This is a genomic window from uncultured Stenotrophomonas sp. (assembly GCF_963519925.1).
In the GTDB taxonomy this organism is placed as follows: Bacteria; Pseudomonadota; Gammaproteobacteria; order Xanthomonadales; family Xanthomonadaceae; genus Stenotrophomonas; species Stenotrophomonas maltophilia_AE.
In genome coordinates, this window is record NZ_CAUQPH010000079.1 from 1 (window position 1) to 16670 (window position 16670).

At 68.0% G+C, this 16670-nt stretch carries 13 protein-coding genes; 2 read left to right on the top strand and 11 right to left on the bottom strand.

Annotated features, from left to right (window positions below):
- The 4 genes from RWO33_RS13530 to rpmB all read right to left on the bottom strand — a co-directional run.
- Positions 1–1137, bottom strand: a 1137-nt coding sequence (locus RWO33_RS13530) for an FAD/NAD(P)-binding protein (protein WP_314105459.1), incomplete at its 3' end; no start/stop codon positions are given.
- A gap of 40 nt (positions 1138–1177) precedes the next feature.
- Positions 1178–2596, bottom strand: coding sequence for a cardiolipin synthase (gene cls / locus RWO33_RS13535; RefSeq protein ID WP_145478637.1), 1419 nt, complete (start codon positions 2594–2596; stop codon positions 1178–1180).
- A 93-nt stretch (positions 2597–2689) separates the two neighbouring features.
- Positions 2690–2857 (bottom strand): 50S ribosomal protein L33, encoded by a 168-nt coding sequence (rpmG, locus tag RWO33_RS13540; protein ID WP_170272460.1) that lies wholly within the window; start codon positions 2855–2857, stop codon positions 2690–2692.
- A 10-nt stretch (positions 2858–2867) separates the two neighbouring features.
- Entirely contained in the window at positions 2868–3104 is a 237-nt protein-coding gene (rpmB, locus tag RWO33_RS13545) for a 50S ribosomal protein L28 (protein ID WP_005411638.1), read from the bottom strand.
- 303 nt (positions 3105–3407) lie between these two features.
- On the opposite strand from rpmB, the gene RWO33_RS13550 reads away from it, so the two are divergent.
- Positions 3408–4619 carry a glycosyltransferase gene (locus RWO33_RS13550; RefSeq protein WP_314105493.1) on the top strand — a complete coding sequence of 404 codons (1212 nt, stop codon included), beginning with the start codon at positions 3408–3410 and terminating at the stop codon, positions 4617–4619.
- 407 nt (positions 4620–5026) lie between these two features.
- Entirely contained in the window at positions 5027–5728 is a 702-nt protein-coding gene (locus RWO33_RS13555; protein ID WP_145478633.1) for an NYN domain-containing protein, read from the top strand.
- Between the two features lie 88 nt (positions 5729–5816).
- Here the strand turns inward: RWO33_RS13555 and RWO33_RS13560 are convergent, their stop codons facing one another.
- The 7 genes from RWO33_RS13560 to RWO33_RS13590 form a co-directional block, all read right to left on the bottom strand.
- Positions 5817–8978 carry a CusA/CzcA family heavy metal efflux RND transporter gene (locus RWO33_RS13560; protein WP_314105510.1) on the bottom strand — a complete coding sequence of 1054 codons (3162 nt, stop codon included), beginning with the start codon at positions 8976–8978 and terminating at the stop codon, positions 5817–5819.
- 37 nt (positions 8979–9015) lie between these two features.
- Positions 9016–9999, bottom strand: a complete 984-nt coding sequence (locus RWO33_RS13565) for an efflux RND transporter periplasmic adaptor subunit (protein ID WP_314105496.1) — start codon at positions 9997–9999, stop codon at positions 9016–9018.
- Positions 9996–11339 (bottom strand): TolC family protein, encoded by a 1344-nt coding sequence (locus RWO33_RS13570; RefSeq protein ID WP_314105498.1) that lies wholly within the window; start codon positions 11337–11339, stop codon positions 9996–9998. The genes RWO33_RS13565 and RWO33_RS13570 overlap by 4 nt, the downstream gene beginning before the upstream one ends.
- Before the next feature lie 55 nt (positions 11340–11394).
- Positions 11395–11802 carry a DUF2946 family protein gene (locus RWO33_RS13575; protein WP_314105500.1) on the bottom strand — a complete coding sequence of 136 codons (408 nt, stop codon included), beginning with the start codon at positions 11800–11802 and terminating at the stop codon, positions 11395–11397.
- 58 nt (positions 11803–11860) lie between these two features.
- Positions 11861–12970 (bottom strand): membrane-targeted effector domain-containing toxin, encoded by a 1110-nt coding sequence (locus RWO33_RS13580; protein WP_314105502.1) that lies wholly within the window; start codon positions 12968–12970, stop codon positions 11861–11863.
- Positions 12971–13267: 297 nt separating this feature from the next.
- Entirely contained in the window at positions 13268–14479 is a 1212-nt protein-coding gene (locus tag RWO33_RS13585) for a membrane-targeted effector domain-containing toxin (RefSeq protein WP_314105504.1), read from the bottom strand.
- A gap of 161 nt (positions 14480–14640) precedes the next feature.
- On the bottom strand, positions 14641–16422 hold the full coding sequence (locus tag RWO33_RS13590) for a DUF885 family protein (protein ID WP_314105506.1): 1782 nt from the start codon (positions 16420–16422) through the stop codon (positions 14641–14643).
- Positions 16423–16670 lie beyond the last annotated feature (248 nt).

Sequence of the window (16670 nt, forward strand, 5' to 3'; positions counted from 1 at the left end):
CGTCTCCACGCCGGTGGCGTTGATCACCGCGCCGACGTTCAGTGGCGCCAGCGCGCCGGCCGCGCCTCGCGCGTGCACCTGCAGGGTACTGCCCTGCACCAGCAGCGTGCCCAGCCGCGCGCGATGGCGTTGCAGCTGTCCGCTCCGTTCGAGTGCATCCACCTGCGCGTACACGGATTCGGCGATGCGATGGCGATGCACGTCCCAGTAGCGCACCACATGGCGCAGGAAACGGCGCTGGTCGGCGCCATCCAGGCTCTGCCACAGCGCCTGGCCCAAGGGCCGGATGCGGTCCATCACACCCTGCCACGGCACCCCCTGCGCCGCCGCCTCGCGCGCATGGGCGCGCAGCGCACGTACCCGGGCACGCAGCGGCATGGCCAGCAGCGGCTGCGGGTCGAAGCGGGCAATGCCGCCATGCGCGTGCGGCAACGGCAGCAGCGCGTGCCGCGACAGGACGTGGATGCGGCCACGATGCCCGGCGGCAGCGAGTGCCACCACGCTGTCGGCCATGCTCAGCCCGGAACCGATGATCGCCAGGTCGCCGGCACCGGCCAGCATGCGCACGCCGTCGTAATCCCAGGCATCCACGACCCGCCCTGGCGGCAGCGCGTCGGCGCCTGGCACCGGGAGCGGGCGCATGCTGTTGCCACAGGCAAGCACTACACGCCGGGCCTGCCAGCTGCTGCCGTCGGCCAGCGCCAGCACGTTCAGCGGCGCCTTCGGGTGCAATGCGACCACCGCCTCATGCACCACCTGCAGACGCGCCGGGCTCTGCGCCTGGGCCTGCTCGAGGCGCTGCTGCAGGTACGCGGCGTAGTGTCGGCGCGCAACGAAGGTGTCGGCCAGTTCCGCGCGCGACACGCCCGGCACCGCGTCGGCCTGCAGCAGGTAGTCGAGGAAGTCGCCCGGCTGGTCCGGCAGGCCGGTCATTTTGCCGGCCGGCACGTTGAGCAGGTGCTCCGGCCAGGGCGTGGCATAGGCGATGCCCTGGCCCGGCGTGGAGGCCGGTTCGAACAGCACCACGTGGAGTGCGGCGCTGGCGCTGCGCAGCGCGTTGAGCGCGACCAGCGCGCCGGCCGCGCCGCCGCCGACGATGGCCAGGTCTGCCTGGCGGGTGGAATCAGGTGCGGTCATGCGCTGCATTGTAGGTCATGCGCGTGGACCATCCGTTGCGCTACATCAGCGCATCGGCCAGCCGCGCGATGCCCTCGCGGCTGCGCTTCCATGCCGGACGCTGGCGCCAGGTGGCCAGCTCGACCGTGCGGGACTGGCGCAGATATTCGTTCTCGATCTCGATCAGCTGTCGCACCAACCCCGCGTCGTAACAGAGCATGCCGATCTCGGCATTCAGTGCGAACGAGCGGATGTCCAGGTTGATCGAGCCGACCAGCGCGATGTCCTCGTCCACGGTCAGGTGCTTGGCGTGCAGGAAGTGCGGCTCGTACAGCGCGATGCGCACCCCGGCGCGCAGCAGTTCGTCGTAGTACGCCTCCTGCGCCCACGCGGTGAGGCGCTGGTTGTTGCTGGCCGAGAGGATCAACTGCACCTGCACGCCGGACAACGCGGCGATGCGCAGTGCGCTGAGCGTGGCTTCGTCGGGCACGAAATACGGCGTGACCAGTACGATGCGGCGGCGCGCGAGGTGGATCAGCGCATTCACCGCATCGCGCGCGTTGCTGAAGGGATACGCCGGGCCGCTGGGCAGCAGCTGGGTCGGCACGTCATCGGCGCAGACCGGCTCCACCATCATCACTTCCAGGCGTTGGCCGGTCTCCATGTACCAGTCGCTGGCGAACACCGCCTCCAGGTGCGCCACCGCCGGACCGCGCACGCGCGCCACCAGTTCGCGGTTCGGAAACCCGGGCACGAAACCGGGCTGGGCCAGGTTCTGCGAACCGATGTAGCCCACCCGGTTGTCGATCACCGCGATCTTGCGGTGGTTGCGCAGGTCCATGCGCCCGCTGCGCCGCCAGCGCAGCCCGCCCGGCAACATGGCGCGTACGTCCACGCCCAGCGCCTGCAGGCGGTGGCGATAGCGGCGCAGGCCGCGTTTGGCACCCACCGCATCCAGCAGCAGGCGGCACTGCACACCCCGTGCGGCGGCACGTTGCAGGGCATCGACGATGGCGTCGCCCACGGCGTCGTCGAACATCAGGTAATAGAGCAGGTGCACGCGGTCGCGGGCCTGGTCGATGTCGTCCAGCAATGCCTGCAGCGAGGCGTCGTAGTCGGTCAGCAGCTCCACCGCATTGCCGTGCACCGGCATGAAATCGCCCTGGCGTTCGACCAGCGGGACCATTTCGGCGGTGGCGGTGTCGGCCCGCGGCGTCCAGCGCAGCGGGGGCTGCAGGGCCTGTTCTTCGCGGATCACCTGGGACGCCTCTGCCTGGCGCTGCACGCGCTGGCGCGACAGCCAGGGGTGGCCGAACAGCAGGTACAGCGGCAGCCCCAGCAAGGGTACGAAGCCCACCAGCAGCAGCCAGCTGCGCGCCGCGCCCGGGGTGGTGCGGCTGGGAATCCACAACAGCGCGGCCAACCGGATCAGCCAGTCCAGCAGCAACAACCAGGAACCCAGCAGCCATTCGAACAGCATCGGTTCGCCCGTTTGGGGGTGTCCCCCATTCTGCCAACAAAAAACCCGCCGTGGAGGCGGGTTTTTCGTGGGCATCGAGCAATCCGGTGAGGATTACTTGATCTTGCCTTCCTTGTACGGGACGTGCTTGCGCACGACCGGATCGTACTTCGAGAATTCCATCTTCCCGGGGGTGTTCTTCTTGTTCTTGTCGGTCGTGTAGAAGTGACCGGTACCGGCGGTCGAAATCATACGGACCTTATCGCGCTTGCCTGCCATGATCGTCTACTCCTCAGACCTTTTCGCCGCGCGCACGCAGCTCAGCCAGAACGGAATCGATGCCGTTCTTGTCGATGGTGCGCAGTGCATGCGCGGAAACACGAAGCTTGACCCAGCGGTTTTCGCTGGCGACCCAGAAGCGGCGCTCGTGCAGGTTGGGCAGGAAACGACGACGGGTCTTGTTGTTGGCGTGCGAGACGTTGTTACCCGTCTGCACTCGCTTGCCGGAAACTTGGCATACGCGGGACATTGCGCACCTCGATGAAAGTATGTGTCAGCCCATAGCCCGGGCGACGGCGGCCTCGGCGGTTTCCCGCCACACGTCATGAGAATCAAAGGGTTACGCTGACGAGGGCAGGCCGGATGACGTGTTCCCGGCCACCAATCCGGACGAATCCAGACACAGCGAGCCGCGCATTATGCCGGAGAGGGCCTGTCCGGGCAAGTCCCCAGCCCGGACCTGCCCGTGGCGCTGGCTGAATGGACGAGCCGCCTCTACACGGCAGGGTCGCAGCCGCTGGAGATACTGGAGGCTCGCCCCTGGAGGTCATCGATGCGTCTGCTGGCAATAACCTATGGAACCGAAGGCGACACACGTCCTCTGGTGATGCTGTGCCACGGCCTCCAGGCGGCGGGACACGAGGTGATGGTGTTGGCCGAGGGCGGCACGCTCGGCAGCGCGCAGGCGCTGGGCGTTCCCCACGCGGCGCTGGAGGGCGACATCCATGATGAAGTGGTGGCGCTGGTCTCGCGCGGCAACAACATGGCGGCGGCCTCGCGAGGCCTGGCGCGGATGGCGCAGCGGCACGTGCCGGCATGGATGCGACAGGCCGACGCGGCCGCGGCCGGTTGCGACGCGGTGTTGACGGGCGGGCTTGCCGCCTTCGTGGGCATGACGGTGGCCGAGCACCACGGAGTGCCGGCCATTGGCACCGGAATGATTCCGCTGACGCCGACCCGTGCGTTTCCCTCCCCGTTCCTGCCGCGACTGCGGCTGCCTGGCGTGCTCAACCGGCTCAGCTACGGGCTGGTCAACCAGGCGGTGTGGCGCACCTTCCGCGCACCCATCAACGACGCACGACGGGCGCTGGGCATGCCGGCGCGACATTCGCTGTGGCGCGACCTGCCGATGCTGTACGGCATCTCGTCGAGCCTGATGCCGCCGCCTGCGGACTGGCCGGCCAATCACCATGTATGCGGGCAGTGGCGCGCGCAGGATGTGGACTGGCAATCGGAGCCTGCTCTCCAGGCGTTTCTGGACGCGGGCCCTGCCCCGGTCTATGTCGGATTTGGCAGCATGACGGGCTTCGATCGGAGCGTGATCCCGTCACTGCTGCAGGCGTTGGCACCGCGACGCACGTTATTGTTCCCTGGCTGGGCCGGCGTGCCCAACGGACCGTTGCCTGCGAACGTATTCGTGGTTGGGCCTACTCCGCACGAAGCACTGTTCCCGCGCTGCGCGATGGTCATCCATCATGGCGGCAGCGGCACCACGCACTCTGCCTGTCGTGCAGGCGTGCCGTCTGTGGTCATGCCGCTTGCGGCAGATCAGTTCTTCTGGGCGGCACGGTTGCAGGCCTTGGGCGTGGCGCCTGCGCCCTTGTCGCAGAAGCGGCTGGATCACGACACGCTGGTGAAAGCGATTGCGTTTGCCGGACGTTCCGATGTCATCAGTCGGGCGACAACGCTCGGAAATGCGATGGCAGGCGAGGATGGCGTATCCGTCGCTGTCGATGTCATCGAGCAGTTACTGTCATCCCGCTAGACGAAAGCGCCGCATCTGAGCCAGTTGCGTCGGGCAGTGATGCAGCACCTCACAGCATGTGCCAGCATTCGCGCGGCGCTGCTGATCGGACCTTGTAAACAGGATGGTCGCGCTGCGAAGTCAGATGCTTTGTACTTTCCTCAGCCATTGGCGGGATAGGCGAATGCCGACGCGTTGCACTGCCGAGACCCTTGAAGGTCATCCTTCAAGAACCGATGACGGACCAGAGGGCCTGTTGCTTTCTGAACAGGCGAATTGAAGTGCGATGGATTGCATTGACTGGCGTTTAAACCGCTGATCTAATGATCCCACGACCTCGCCCTCGCAGCCGTCATTAAGTTGGCCAAGCGGCTTGGGTTGAAAAAACCGCCGCGAGGCGGTTTTTTCTTGCCCGAATAGGAATCGAGATGGGCGGATCTACTGCCGTGTACATTGACGGCTACAACCTCTATTACGGTCGTATCCGCGGCACCCGTTACAAATGGGTGGACTTGGTCTCATTGTTCGACGGTGTTGTTCGGAAGCAGGCTCCCGATAGCCAGGTGGAGGTTGTCCGCTACTTCAGCGCCTTCTGCTTGGCCAACTTCGCCACGCATGGAACGGATTCCACCGAAGCCCAGAACAGATATCTACGCGTCCATGAGATGAAGCACGGACCGCGATTCTGCAAGACGATGGGAACTCATACCCATGACCGCTGCGGTGTCAGCATGCCTCGGTACGTTGAAGGTGCGCGCTTCAACCGGCGAGATCGCGTCAAGGTATGGCGGCTGGACGAGAAGCAGACGGATGTGAACATCGCTTTGGCGATGTATCGGGACGCCCTCTCTGGCAGGTTCTCGCAGTTGGTCATCTGTTCCAATGACAGCGACGTTGAGCCTGTACTCCGTGCGATCAGAGAAGACTTTCCCGGAATCCGTATTGGAGTGATAACTCCACGACCGCCTCCGGAGTCCGGTACCCGGTCTCATCGGAATGTCATGTCGTCCCTATCCAAGCACGCAGACTGGACTCGCAGTCACATCCATGACGAAGAGCTTGAGGCGTGTCAGCTTCCTTCTCGTATACACACAGGAAAGCGTCCTCTGGTGAAGCCAGATCATTGGTGACGAAGCAGCGTCTGGAATCTGGGCTCTGGCCATCTACCAGTGCCCAGATTTGCTCTTGGCTTCGGTGGAAGCCGGCCAGAGGCCGGCTCTACCTCGGTTTGTGCAGCCACCGGTACAGCACCGGCAGCACCAGCAGGGTGAGCAGCGTGGAGGAGACGATGCCGCCGATCACCACGGTGGCCAGCGGGCGCTGCACTTCCGCGCCGGCGCCGACGTTGAAGGCCATCGGCACGAAGCCGAGCGAGGCTACCAGCGCGGTCATCACCACCGGGCGCAGGCGACCGAGCGCGCCTTCGCGTACTGCGTCCGCAAGTGGCATGCCGCCGTCGCGCAGACCGCGCACGAAGCTGATCATCACCAGGCCGTTGAGCACGGCCACGCCCGACAACGCGATGAAGCCGACGCCTGCCGAGATCGACAGCGGAATGCCACGCGCGGCCAATGCCAGCACACCCCCGGTCAAGGCCAATGGCACGCCGCTGAACACGATGGCCGCGTCCTTGACCGAGCCGAACGCCCAGAACAACAGCGCGAAGATCAGGATCAGGGTGACCGGCACCACGATCGCCAGGCGCTGGCTGGCCGAGATCAGCTGCTCGAAGCTGCCGCCGTACTCGATCCAGTAGCCATCGGGCACCTGCACGTCGCGGTTGACCGCCTGCTGCAGGTCGCTGACGAAACTGCCCAGGTCGCGATCGCGCACGTTGGCGGTGACCACGATGCGGCGCTTGCCGTTTTCGCGGTTGATCTGGTTCGGCCCTTCGCTGTTGGCCAGCGTGGCCAGCTCGCGCAGCGGCACGGTACGCGCGGTGCCGCTGGTCCAGCCGCCGGCTTGGCTGGATTCGTCGGCATCGCCTTCCAGTGGCGGGGCCAGCGATACCGGCAGGTCGGCCAGTGCGGCCGGGTCCTGGCGCAGCGCCTCGGGCAGGCGCACCACGATGTCGAAGCGGCGGTCACCTTCGAACAGCTGGCCGGCGACCTGCCCGCCCACCGCGGTGGCCACGGTGGACTGCACCTGGCCCGGGTTGAGCCCGTAGCCGGCCAGCGCGCTGCGGTTGGGGGTGACGGTGAGCAGCGGCAGGCCGCTGGTTTCCTCCAGCCGCACATCCGCCGCGCCCGGCACGCTGCCGGCCACGCTGGCGATGCGCCTGCCCACCTTCAGCAACGTCTCCAGGTCATCGCCGAACAGCATCACCGCAACGTCGGCACGTACGCCGGAGATCAGCTCGTTGGTGCGCATCTGGATCGGCTGGGTGAACTCGTAGTTGTTGCCCGGCAGCTGCTCCACCGCCGCTTCCAGCTCGGCGAGCAGCGCCGCACGTGGTTTGCGCGGGTCCGGCCAGTCGCTGCGCGGTTTCATCATGATGAAGGTGTCGGCCACCGAAGGCGGCATCGGATCGGAGGCCACTTCCGGGGTGCCGATCTTGGAGAACACCGTGCTCACTTCCGGGAACTGCACCAGCCGGTTTTCGATGCGCTTCTGCATGTCGATCGACTGGGTCAGGCTGGTGCCCGGAATGCGCATGGCGTGCATGGCCACATCGCCTTCGTCCAGGTTGGGCACGAACTCGCTGCCCAACCGGGTGGCCAGAAGGCCGCAGCCGACCACCAGCACCAGCGCTGCACCGACCATCCAGCGCCCGCGCCGCAGCGCGAACGCCAGCAGCGGCTCGTAGCGCCGACGCACCCAGGCCATCACTTGGTTTTCCTTCTCCTGCACGCGGCCGCCCAGGAACAGCGCGATGGCGGCCGGCACGAAGGTCAACGCCAGCACCATCGCGCCGCTGAGCGCGAGCACCACGGTGATGGCCATGGGGTGGAACATTTTTCCTTCCACGCCCGACAGCGCGAAGATCGGCAGGTACACCGCGGTGATGATGCCCAGCCCGAACAGGCTCGGGCGGATCACTTCGGCGGTGGCGCTGGCGGTTTCGGCAAAGCGCTCTTCGCGGGTCATGTCGCGGCCGAGTGCGTGCTGGCGTTCGCCAAAACGGCGCAGGCAGTTTTCGATGATGATCACCGCGCCGTCTACGATCAGGCCGAAATCCAGCGCGCCCAGGCTCATCAGGTTGGCCGAGACCCCGCCCCGGGCCATGCCGGTGAGGGTGAACAGCATCGCCAGCGGAATCACCGCCGCGGTGATCAGCGCCGCGCGGAAGTTGCCCAGCAGCAGGAACAGCACCACGATGACCAGCAGTGCGCCCTCCACCAGGTTCTTCGCCACGGTCTGGATGGTGCGGTCCACCAGCGCGGTGCGGTCGTAGCTGGCGGTGACGGTGACACCCTCCGGCAGGCTGCGTTGCGCCTGCTGCAGTCGCGCGGCGGCCGCCTGCGCGACCTCGCGGCTGTTGGCACCGATCAGCATCACCACCGTGCCCATCACCACTTCATGGCCGTCCTGGGTGGCGGCACCGCTGCGCAGTTCGGGCCCGTCGGCCACGTCGGCGACATCGTGGACGTGGATCGGCACGCCTTCGCGGCGTGCCAGCACGATGTTGCCGATCTCCTCCAGGTTGGCCACCTGGCCCGGAATGCGCACCAGGAACTGCTGGCCGTTGCGTTCAATGTAGCCGGCACCGACGTTCTGGTTGTTGCTTTCCACGGCCTTCGCCACGTCTTCCAGGGTGAAGCCGAGCGCGCGCAGGCGCGCCGGGTCCGGGGTGATGTGCACCTGGCGCTGGAACCCGCCGATGGTGTTGACCTCGGTCACGCCGGGCACGTTGCGCAGTTGCGGGCGGATCACCCAGTCCTGCAGGGTGCGCAGGTCGGTCGCGGTATAGGCCGTGCCATCGGGTTTGCGTGCCGACGGGTCGGCGTCGACGGTGTACATGAAGATCTCGCCCAGGCCGGTCGAGATCGGCCCCAGCTGCGGGTCCAGGCCGGCCGGGATCTGCGATTTCACCTGCTGCAGGCGCTCGGCCACCTGCTGCCGCGCGAAGTAGATGTCGGTGCCGTCTTCGAACACCACGGTGACCTGCGACAACCCGTAGCGCGACAACGAGCGCGCCTGTTCCATCCGCGGCAGGCCGGCCATCACCGTTTCCACCGGGTAGGTGATGCGCTGCTCGGCTTCCAGCGGCGAGTAGCCGGGGGCGGCGGTATTGATCTGCACCTGGACGTTGGTGATGTCCGGGGTGGCGTCGATCGGCAGCCGGGTGAAGCTCCATGCGCCCACCGCGATCAACGCCAGGGTCAAGCCCATCATCAGCCAGCGCTGCGCGATGGCGCCGGCAATGATGCGCTCGAGCAGGCCGGCGCGGCCGCGCCCGGCGGAACCGGCCGAGGGATCAATGTTCATGCGACGCCCCGGCCTTGCCGATGTCGGCCTTCACCACGTAGCTCTGTTCGATGACGACCTGGTCGCCCGGTGCCAGCCCTTCCAGTACCTCGACCTGGTTGGCATCGCGTGCACCCAGGCGCAGCGGGCGCGCGGTGTAGGTGTCTCCATTGCGCACGAACACCACGTCCCTTCCTTCCAGCGTCTGCAGCGCGGCCAGCGGCACCACCTGCGCCGCCGGTCGGGTCGCGACCACGATGCGGGCCTTCACTGCCGCGCCCGGGCGCCACAGGCCATCGTCGTTGCGCAGCGTGGCGCGGGCAACGGTGCTCTGGCTGGCCGTGGCCGTGCCGGGCAGCACGCGCTCGAGCGTGGTGGCCTGGGTGACGCCGTCGGTCATGCGCGACACCGTGACCGGCACGCCGGCGGTGATGTGCTGGGTGTCGTTGCCGAAGATGTGCAGGTCCACCCACAGTGTGGACAGGTCGCCGATCTCGAACAACGGCGTACCCTCGCCTGCCACGCCGCCCACCTGCGCCTGGCGCGCGAGCACCACGCCGCCGATCGGCGCAGTGACCGTGTAGGTGGTCAGGCTGAGGTTGCTTTCGATACTGGCCAGCACCTGGCCGGCCTGGACGCGATCCCCCACGTTGGCGCGCAGCGAGCGGATCGGGCCCGGAAAACGGGCCATCACCTGGGCCACGCGGCCGTCGACCGGGGTCAGCAGGCCCTGCACGTCGTGTTCGTCGGCGATGGTACCGGCGGCGACCGGGGCCACGCGGATACCCGATTCTTCCGCCATGGCGGCGGGGATGGTGGTGCTGTCCGCTGCGTCGTCGTGGTCATCGCCGGCCTCGGCGTGACCGGGCTCGCCGTGTCCGGCATCGGCGGTGCCAGCCGTGGCAGCCGGGTCGTCCCTGCTACAGCCAGGCAGCGCCAGCAGGCAGGACAGCAGCGCGGCAAGCGGAAGCACGCGTGCAATGGAGATGTTCATCGGCGGTCCTCCGTGGACGGGGTGACGGTATCGGCAGCAGCCTGCGGGGCGTCAGCGAGCAGGCCCTGGCCGGTGAGGCGCTGCAGTTCGATCAGGGCGGTCTGTGCCGCCATGGCGGCTTCAAGCTGGCGTTGCCGCGCTTCAATGCGCATGGCCTGCAACTGGGCCCATTCCATGTAACTGATGGCCCCGGCACGCCAGGCCTTTTCGGCGGCATTCTCGGCGCGCTTCAATTGCGGCAGCACATCGCGCGCCATCCGGTTGACCTCCAGCCGCGACGTTTCATACCGCCCATGCGCCTCCGCCAGCGTGGCGTAGAGCTGCAGCGCGCGCGCTTCGCGCTCCACGCCGTTGAGCGCCAGCTCGGCCTCCGCCGCGCGGATATCCGGATCGGCGCGGCGCACGCTGCCCAGCGGGAGGCTGAAGCCCCCCACCAGCGAGGTATCACCGCTGTCGCGGCTGTTGCGCACGCCCAGCTGCCAACTTACGTCCGGGCGCTGCTGGGTCCGCGCCAGCTGCAGCTGCGCCTCGCGTACGCGGCGCTCGCCCGCCAGCACCGCCAGTTCCGGCGTGCGTTGCAGCTCCCGGGCAAGCTCATCGAACGGCTGAAGCACCGGCAGTCGCAGCGGGTCACCGCTGACCACATCGAAGCCGGGCTCGCGTTCACGCCAGAGCGCTGCCAGGGCCACGCGCGCAGCGCGGTCCGCCTGCCTGGCGCGATCGCGATCCACTTCCGCCTGCGCCAGCATGGCCTGCGCCGTCATCAGCACCGATTCGGGCGATGCGCCGGCCTGCAGCCGCACCCGCGCCGCGGCCACTGCGCGTCGGCGCTGGTCGATATCGGTTTCGGCAATGGCGAGCCGCGCCCGCGCTTCGGTGATGGCCAGGTAGCGCTGCGCCACCGCGGCCAACAGGTCCAGGCGCGCGGTTTCGCGCTGCGGTGCCAGGGCATCCAGGTTGGCCTGGGCCAGCACGCGGCGCGCATCCAGCTTGCCGCCGCGCTCGAGCACGCCGGCCAGGGTGACGGTCAGCTCGGCGGCATCGAAGCCGCGGGTGTTGCCGCTGCCGAGCGCGTTTTCCAGCTCCACGCCGACCGACAGCGGTGGACCGAACGCGGCCGCGTCACGGCGGGCCTCCAGCAGCGGGCGCTGCGCATCCACCAGGCGCAGGTCCGGGTGCTGGCGTGCCACGCGGGCGAGCGCCTGCTCCAGGGTCAACGGGGGTGCCGACGACACAGCCGCGGGCGGGGAATCAAAGAACGGGGCAAGGGGCGCCGTGCCCTGCGCAGACGCGCACGGCACGAACGCAATGGCAGCAACGGCTGCCAGACGCATCCACATGGGAATCTCCAGAAAGCGGTTCAGAGGTGAAGCCGCGGCCGGCCGCCGCGTGGCATCACGCCGCTATCGGGGGGCGCAGCAGGCTCTCGGGCGGCTGCGCCAGCAGCTGTGCGGTCAAGCCGACCGGCACGGCATGCGCCGGTGCGGCGGGCAGCGACCAGGTCGACGCGGCCAGCGGCAGCACGCCGCCGTGGCCATGGCAGTGCCCGCAATGGACCAGCGCATGCAGCAGGCGCTCGCTGCCGTCTTCATCGGCGGTGCCCGTACCTTCGCCGGGCACCACGGTACGCTCGGCCGATGCGGTGTGCGACAACGCATGGGCAAGGCCAGGGCCCCCGGCATGCGACAACGCGTGAAGGTCACCCAATGCCGATGCCAGCGCGCCACCGGCCGTGCCGAACAACACCACCGCCAGCATCAGCAGGCGGATCGGCATCGACAGGCGGTGGCGCAGGCGGGACATCATCGGCGCAGGGTAGCGACGCCGGTGCCCGTTACACAATCGCAGCGCTGCTGGCGGTTCATGCGCGGCTCTGCGGTGGCGTGGGCGCGGCGGCTGCCCAGCGGTCCTGACGACGCTGCCGTGCCTCGCTGGCGGTGCAGGGTGCCGGCGTTTCGCGCTGGTCGCGGCCCGGGGTAACGGGCACCTTGAGCAGGTAGTCGCATTGCAGTTCGCCACCGGCGCGCCATGCGTCCGGTTCCACGGTTCGGCCCGGATCGTGGCCGACCTTCAACGCGTCGCTCCAGCTCGGGTTGGTGTCTTCCATGCGCAGGCTCGGCACTTCCAGCTGCTCGGCGATGCCTGCAATGCCGTTGAAGGTACCGGCGTGTGCGTTGCCCACCAAGGCCACCCAGCGCTGCGGACCGGGTTTGCCGACCTGGTCCAGCTGGTCCTGTCGTATGCGCAGCGCCGCCACGTGATTGAACAGCTTGGTGCGCAGATCCAGCCCGGTTTCCTCGGGGTGGCCCGCGGGCACCTTTACCCCGTGCAGGTGATAGCTGCTCATCAGATCGAGCGCCACCACGCGTATGCCCGCGTTGAATGCAGCATCAACCACATTGCTGAAGGTGTTGCCGCTTTTCACCTGCATGTGGTGTCCGTGGTCCTGTTCGGCCAGGAAGCGCTTCAGTGCTCCAGTATAGATGCCATGCCGGTGCAGCTGGTCCAGGTCGGCCTGGTGCAGGTCGGCCTGCAGGTGCTCCATGTAGAGGGTATCTACGCCAAGGTGACGCAGCAGTGCCATGTGATCGATCAGCAGGCGCTTGCTCCCCTGCTGCGCGTGGACTTCGCCCAGCACCAGGCCCTTGGCAGTTCCCAGCAACTGACGCAGCAGGTCGGCCTGGCGGCGGGCGGGTGCGAGGTCGGGGCAGTCACGTGTGCGGCTTGCCCGCATGGGGCGGGTCAGTGCCGCATCCACCAGGTGCGCACGCTTGCTGCAGAAGTTGTCGAGTGCGACGCGCTCGGGCGATCCAGGTGGCATCTGGAAGTCGTCGTACAGCGCTTTGCCATACTGATGGTGCAGGTCCGCCACCACCGCGGCCCGGTCAGCCGGGAGCGCGAAACGCTGCAGTCGATCGGGTGTTGCCGGCCGTTGGCAGACCACGCCGTCATACACGGCGGCGTCGCGCATGCGCGCTCCAGGGCTGCAGTCCGCATTGCGCAGCGCGACCAACGGCGCAACAGGGTGGCGGCGTTGAACGCGTGCGGGCAAGTGGGAGAGAACGCGGCACTTCAGTGCGGCCAGGGCATCCAGCATGGTCAGGCTCTTTGAGGGGTCACGCGCGCCATCGGGCGCGCGTGACCAGCCTAGTCATCTGTTGCCACTCATCTGCGACGCGCTAGGCAGTTTCATCATTTCGCAAAACGCGATGCGTCGATACGTGCACGAGCGCACATCAGGAACGACCGTTACCGACACAGCGTCTCGTCACACCGCGGGCGCAGCGGCGTGACGCAGCTCGCGCAGGCGCAACGCTTCGCCGGCGCTGCACGGCGCCGGTGTCTCCGATCGCAGGCGACGGTCGGCGGCGGGCAGCTTGAGCAGGTAATCGCACTGCAGCTCGCTGCCGCCACGCCGCAGCAGGGGTGGCAGCGTCCGGCCGGGGTCGAAGCCTGCCTGCAGGCGTCGGCTTGGGCCCGGACTGGCATCTTCAATCCGCAGGCTCGGTACCCCGAGGCGTTCGGCGATGCCGGGAATGCCGTTGAAGGTGCCTGCATGGGCATTTCCTACCAGCGCCACCCAGCGCTGCGGTGCCGGCCTGCTGTTCTGCCCCTTCTGCGATGCCGGCTTGCTGGCCTGTCTGCGCTGGTCGTAGAGGATCCGGGCCGTCGCCACATGGTCAAAGAGCTTGACCCGGATGTCGTGCGTTTCCGCCGTGCTGGCACCGGTGCGGTCGTGGACGCCGCGCAGGTGGTAGCTGGCCAGCAGGTCCAGCGCGACAATCCGCATGCCGACCTCGCACGCCGCATCGACGAGACCATGGAGGTGTTCGTGCCCGTCCAGGAAACGGGCCAGGCCTGGCGACATCGCGCCGCCGCGGTGCAGATGGTCCAGGTCCGCCTGGTGGATGTCACCCTGCAGGTGTTCCAGGTACAGGGTATCCACGCCAAGCCGGCGCAGCAGCAGCATGTGCTCGATCAGCAGTCGCCTGCCGCCCCCGGCCGTAGGCACGTCGCCCACCACCAGGCCGTTGCCGTGGCGCAGGAGATGTTTCAGCAGCTGCGCCTGGCTCCGGGCCGGAGCCGGATCGGGCCAGTCCCGTCGCGTCGACGCCGGTGGCGCCGCCGCAGCGAGCGCGGCGTCGACCAGCTGCGCGCGTTTGGCGAAGAACGCGTCGAGCGCGAGGCGGTCCGCGACCGGGAATGGCAGGTAGTAATCGGGGTCGAGCAGCCTGCGGTGCTGTTGCAGCAGCGCGACAAGCGCCTGGCCGTGTTCGGGTGCCAGGCTGAAACGCTGCAGGGGATCGGGACCGGCTGCACCGGCGGCGGTGGAGGCTCGGCTCCGCAGCACCGGTGGAACGTCGGGAAGGTTGCGCAGGCTGAGCAGGCGCGGCGCGCCGTTGGCGAGGCGACGGTACGGCACCTGCGCGGCGGTGGAAGGGAACAGGCGGTGTGGCAGGGTGGACAGGGCATCCAGCATGGTCGGGCTCCGTGGGGGAAACGCGCGCCCGGGGGCGCGCGCCGACCAGCCTAATCATCTGTTGCCGCAGCACTGCGATGCGCTATGCAGTTTCGTCATCACAGTGCTGGGCGTGTGCCAATGCGTGCGTCAGCGCACATCGGCAAGGACCATTGCCGACATCAAGGCGCGCGGCGCGCGTCGATGTAGGCGCGGATCTGCGCATCGAGCACCGGCAGCGGCACCGAGCCCTGGCTGAGCACGGCATCGTGGAAGCCCTTGATGTCGAAACGGTCGCCCAGCGCCTTCTCCGCTTCGCCGCGCAGGCGCACGATGGCGATCTCGCCGAGCTTGTAGCTCAGCGCCTGGCCCGGCCACGAGATGTAGCGGTCCACTTCGGTGGTGACTTCATGCTCGCTCAGCGCGGTGTGGTCGCGCAGGTAGGCCAAGGCCTGTTCGCGGGTCCAGCCCTTGTGGTGGACGCCGGTGTCGATCACCAGCCGCGCGGCGCGCCACATCTCGTAGGTCAGGCGACCGAAATCCTCGTAAGGGGTTTCGTAGATGCCCATTTCCACGCCGAGCTTCTCGCTGTACAGGCCCCAGCCTTCGCCGTAGGCGGAGATGTAGGCGTTGCGGCGGAACTCGGGCTGTTCGCCCTGCTCTGCCGCCAGCGCACCCTGCAGCGCGTGGCCCGGGTCGGACTCATGCAGGGTCAGCGCCGGCAGGTTGTACAGCGGACGCGCCGGCAGGTTGTAGGTGTTGACCCAGTAGGTGCCCATGCCGCCGCGGCCGGCGGTCCAGAACGGGGCGATGTCCGGCGGCACCGGCACGATGGTGAAGCGCGCGCGCGGCAGCGTCATGTACTTGCCGATCACGCCGTCCACCCGCTTGGAGATCCAGGCCGCGCGGTGCAGCAGCTCGTCCGGGGTCCTGGCATAGAACTGCGGGTCGGTGCGCAGGAAGGCGAGGAACTCGGCGAAGCTGCCCTTGAACTGGACCTGCTTGATGACCTCGTTCATTTCCTTCTGGATGCGCGCCACTTCCTTCAGGCCGATCTCGTGGATCTGCTGCGGGGTGAGGTCCAGCGTGGTGTATTCGTGGATCTGCTGCTGGTAGTACGCCTTGCCGTCCGGCAGCGCTTCGGCGGCCAGGGTGGTGCGTGCCTGCGGCACGTATTCGCCGACGAAGAAGGTGCGCAGCTTAACGAACGCCGGCACCACGCTGGCGCTGATCGCCTGGCGCGCCTGCGCCTGCAGTTCGGCCTGCTCGGCGGCGGGGATGCTGGCCGGCAGCTTCCGGAACGGCGCGTACAGCGGCGACTGGGTCGGGTCCTTCAGCTCGGCGACGGTGGCGATGGACACTTCGCGGCCATCGAGCACCGCGCGCGGCACGCTGAAACCACGCTTGAGTCCGGCCCGCATGTCGTCGGTCTGCTGGTTGAGGTAGCGCGGCACGTCGTTGAGGCGGGCGATGTAATTGCGGTAGTCCTTGGCGGTCTTCATCTCGCGACGGGCCATGAACGACAGGTTGGACCAGAACGAGGAATCCGAGTTGAACGGCATCTCGTAACCGCGCAGGCGCACTTCGGCCGCCAGGTTGAACACCTGGTCGCGATAGATCGCGTAGTTCACCTGGTTGGTCGGGGAGAGCGCCTTGGTGTCGAGCTTGTCCAGCTGGGCCAGCACGTCGTCCCACACCACCAGGCGCGCCTGCTGCGCGGCCGCACTGACGTCGGGCAAGCGGGTGGCGCTGGCCGGACCATCGCCGTCTTCGCTCGCCTCACCACCACCGGTCTGGCGCCAGGCCCATTCCTTCTCGTAGATGGCGCGGAAGGCAGCATCGGCCGGCGATTCCGCGGCCAGGCTGGCCGGCGCGGCGGCGCTCGCCGGCGGCGGGGCGGCCAGCGCGTGGTGGGCAGGAAGGGCCAGGGCGAGCAGCAACGCAGCAACGAGCGGAGATTTCACGAGCAGGGATTCCCGAGTGACGGCAAACCCCGATCATGGCACCCCGATCCAGCGTGCGCATGGATCAAATGTCCTACCCGCGCAGCGGGTAGGACGGGGATCGGCCAACGGCCGAGACCCACGCGCCAACGGCGCGGGTAGCGCCGACTGTTAGTCGGATGCTCTTGATCGTGGTGGGGTGTGGGGTAGACGGGAAGAGGACCGGGCGGCCAGTCGCCGCTCACGGGGCGGGGGGGGGGGCGGGCCGG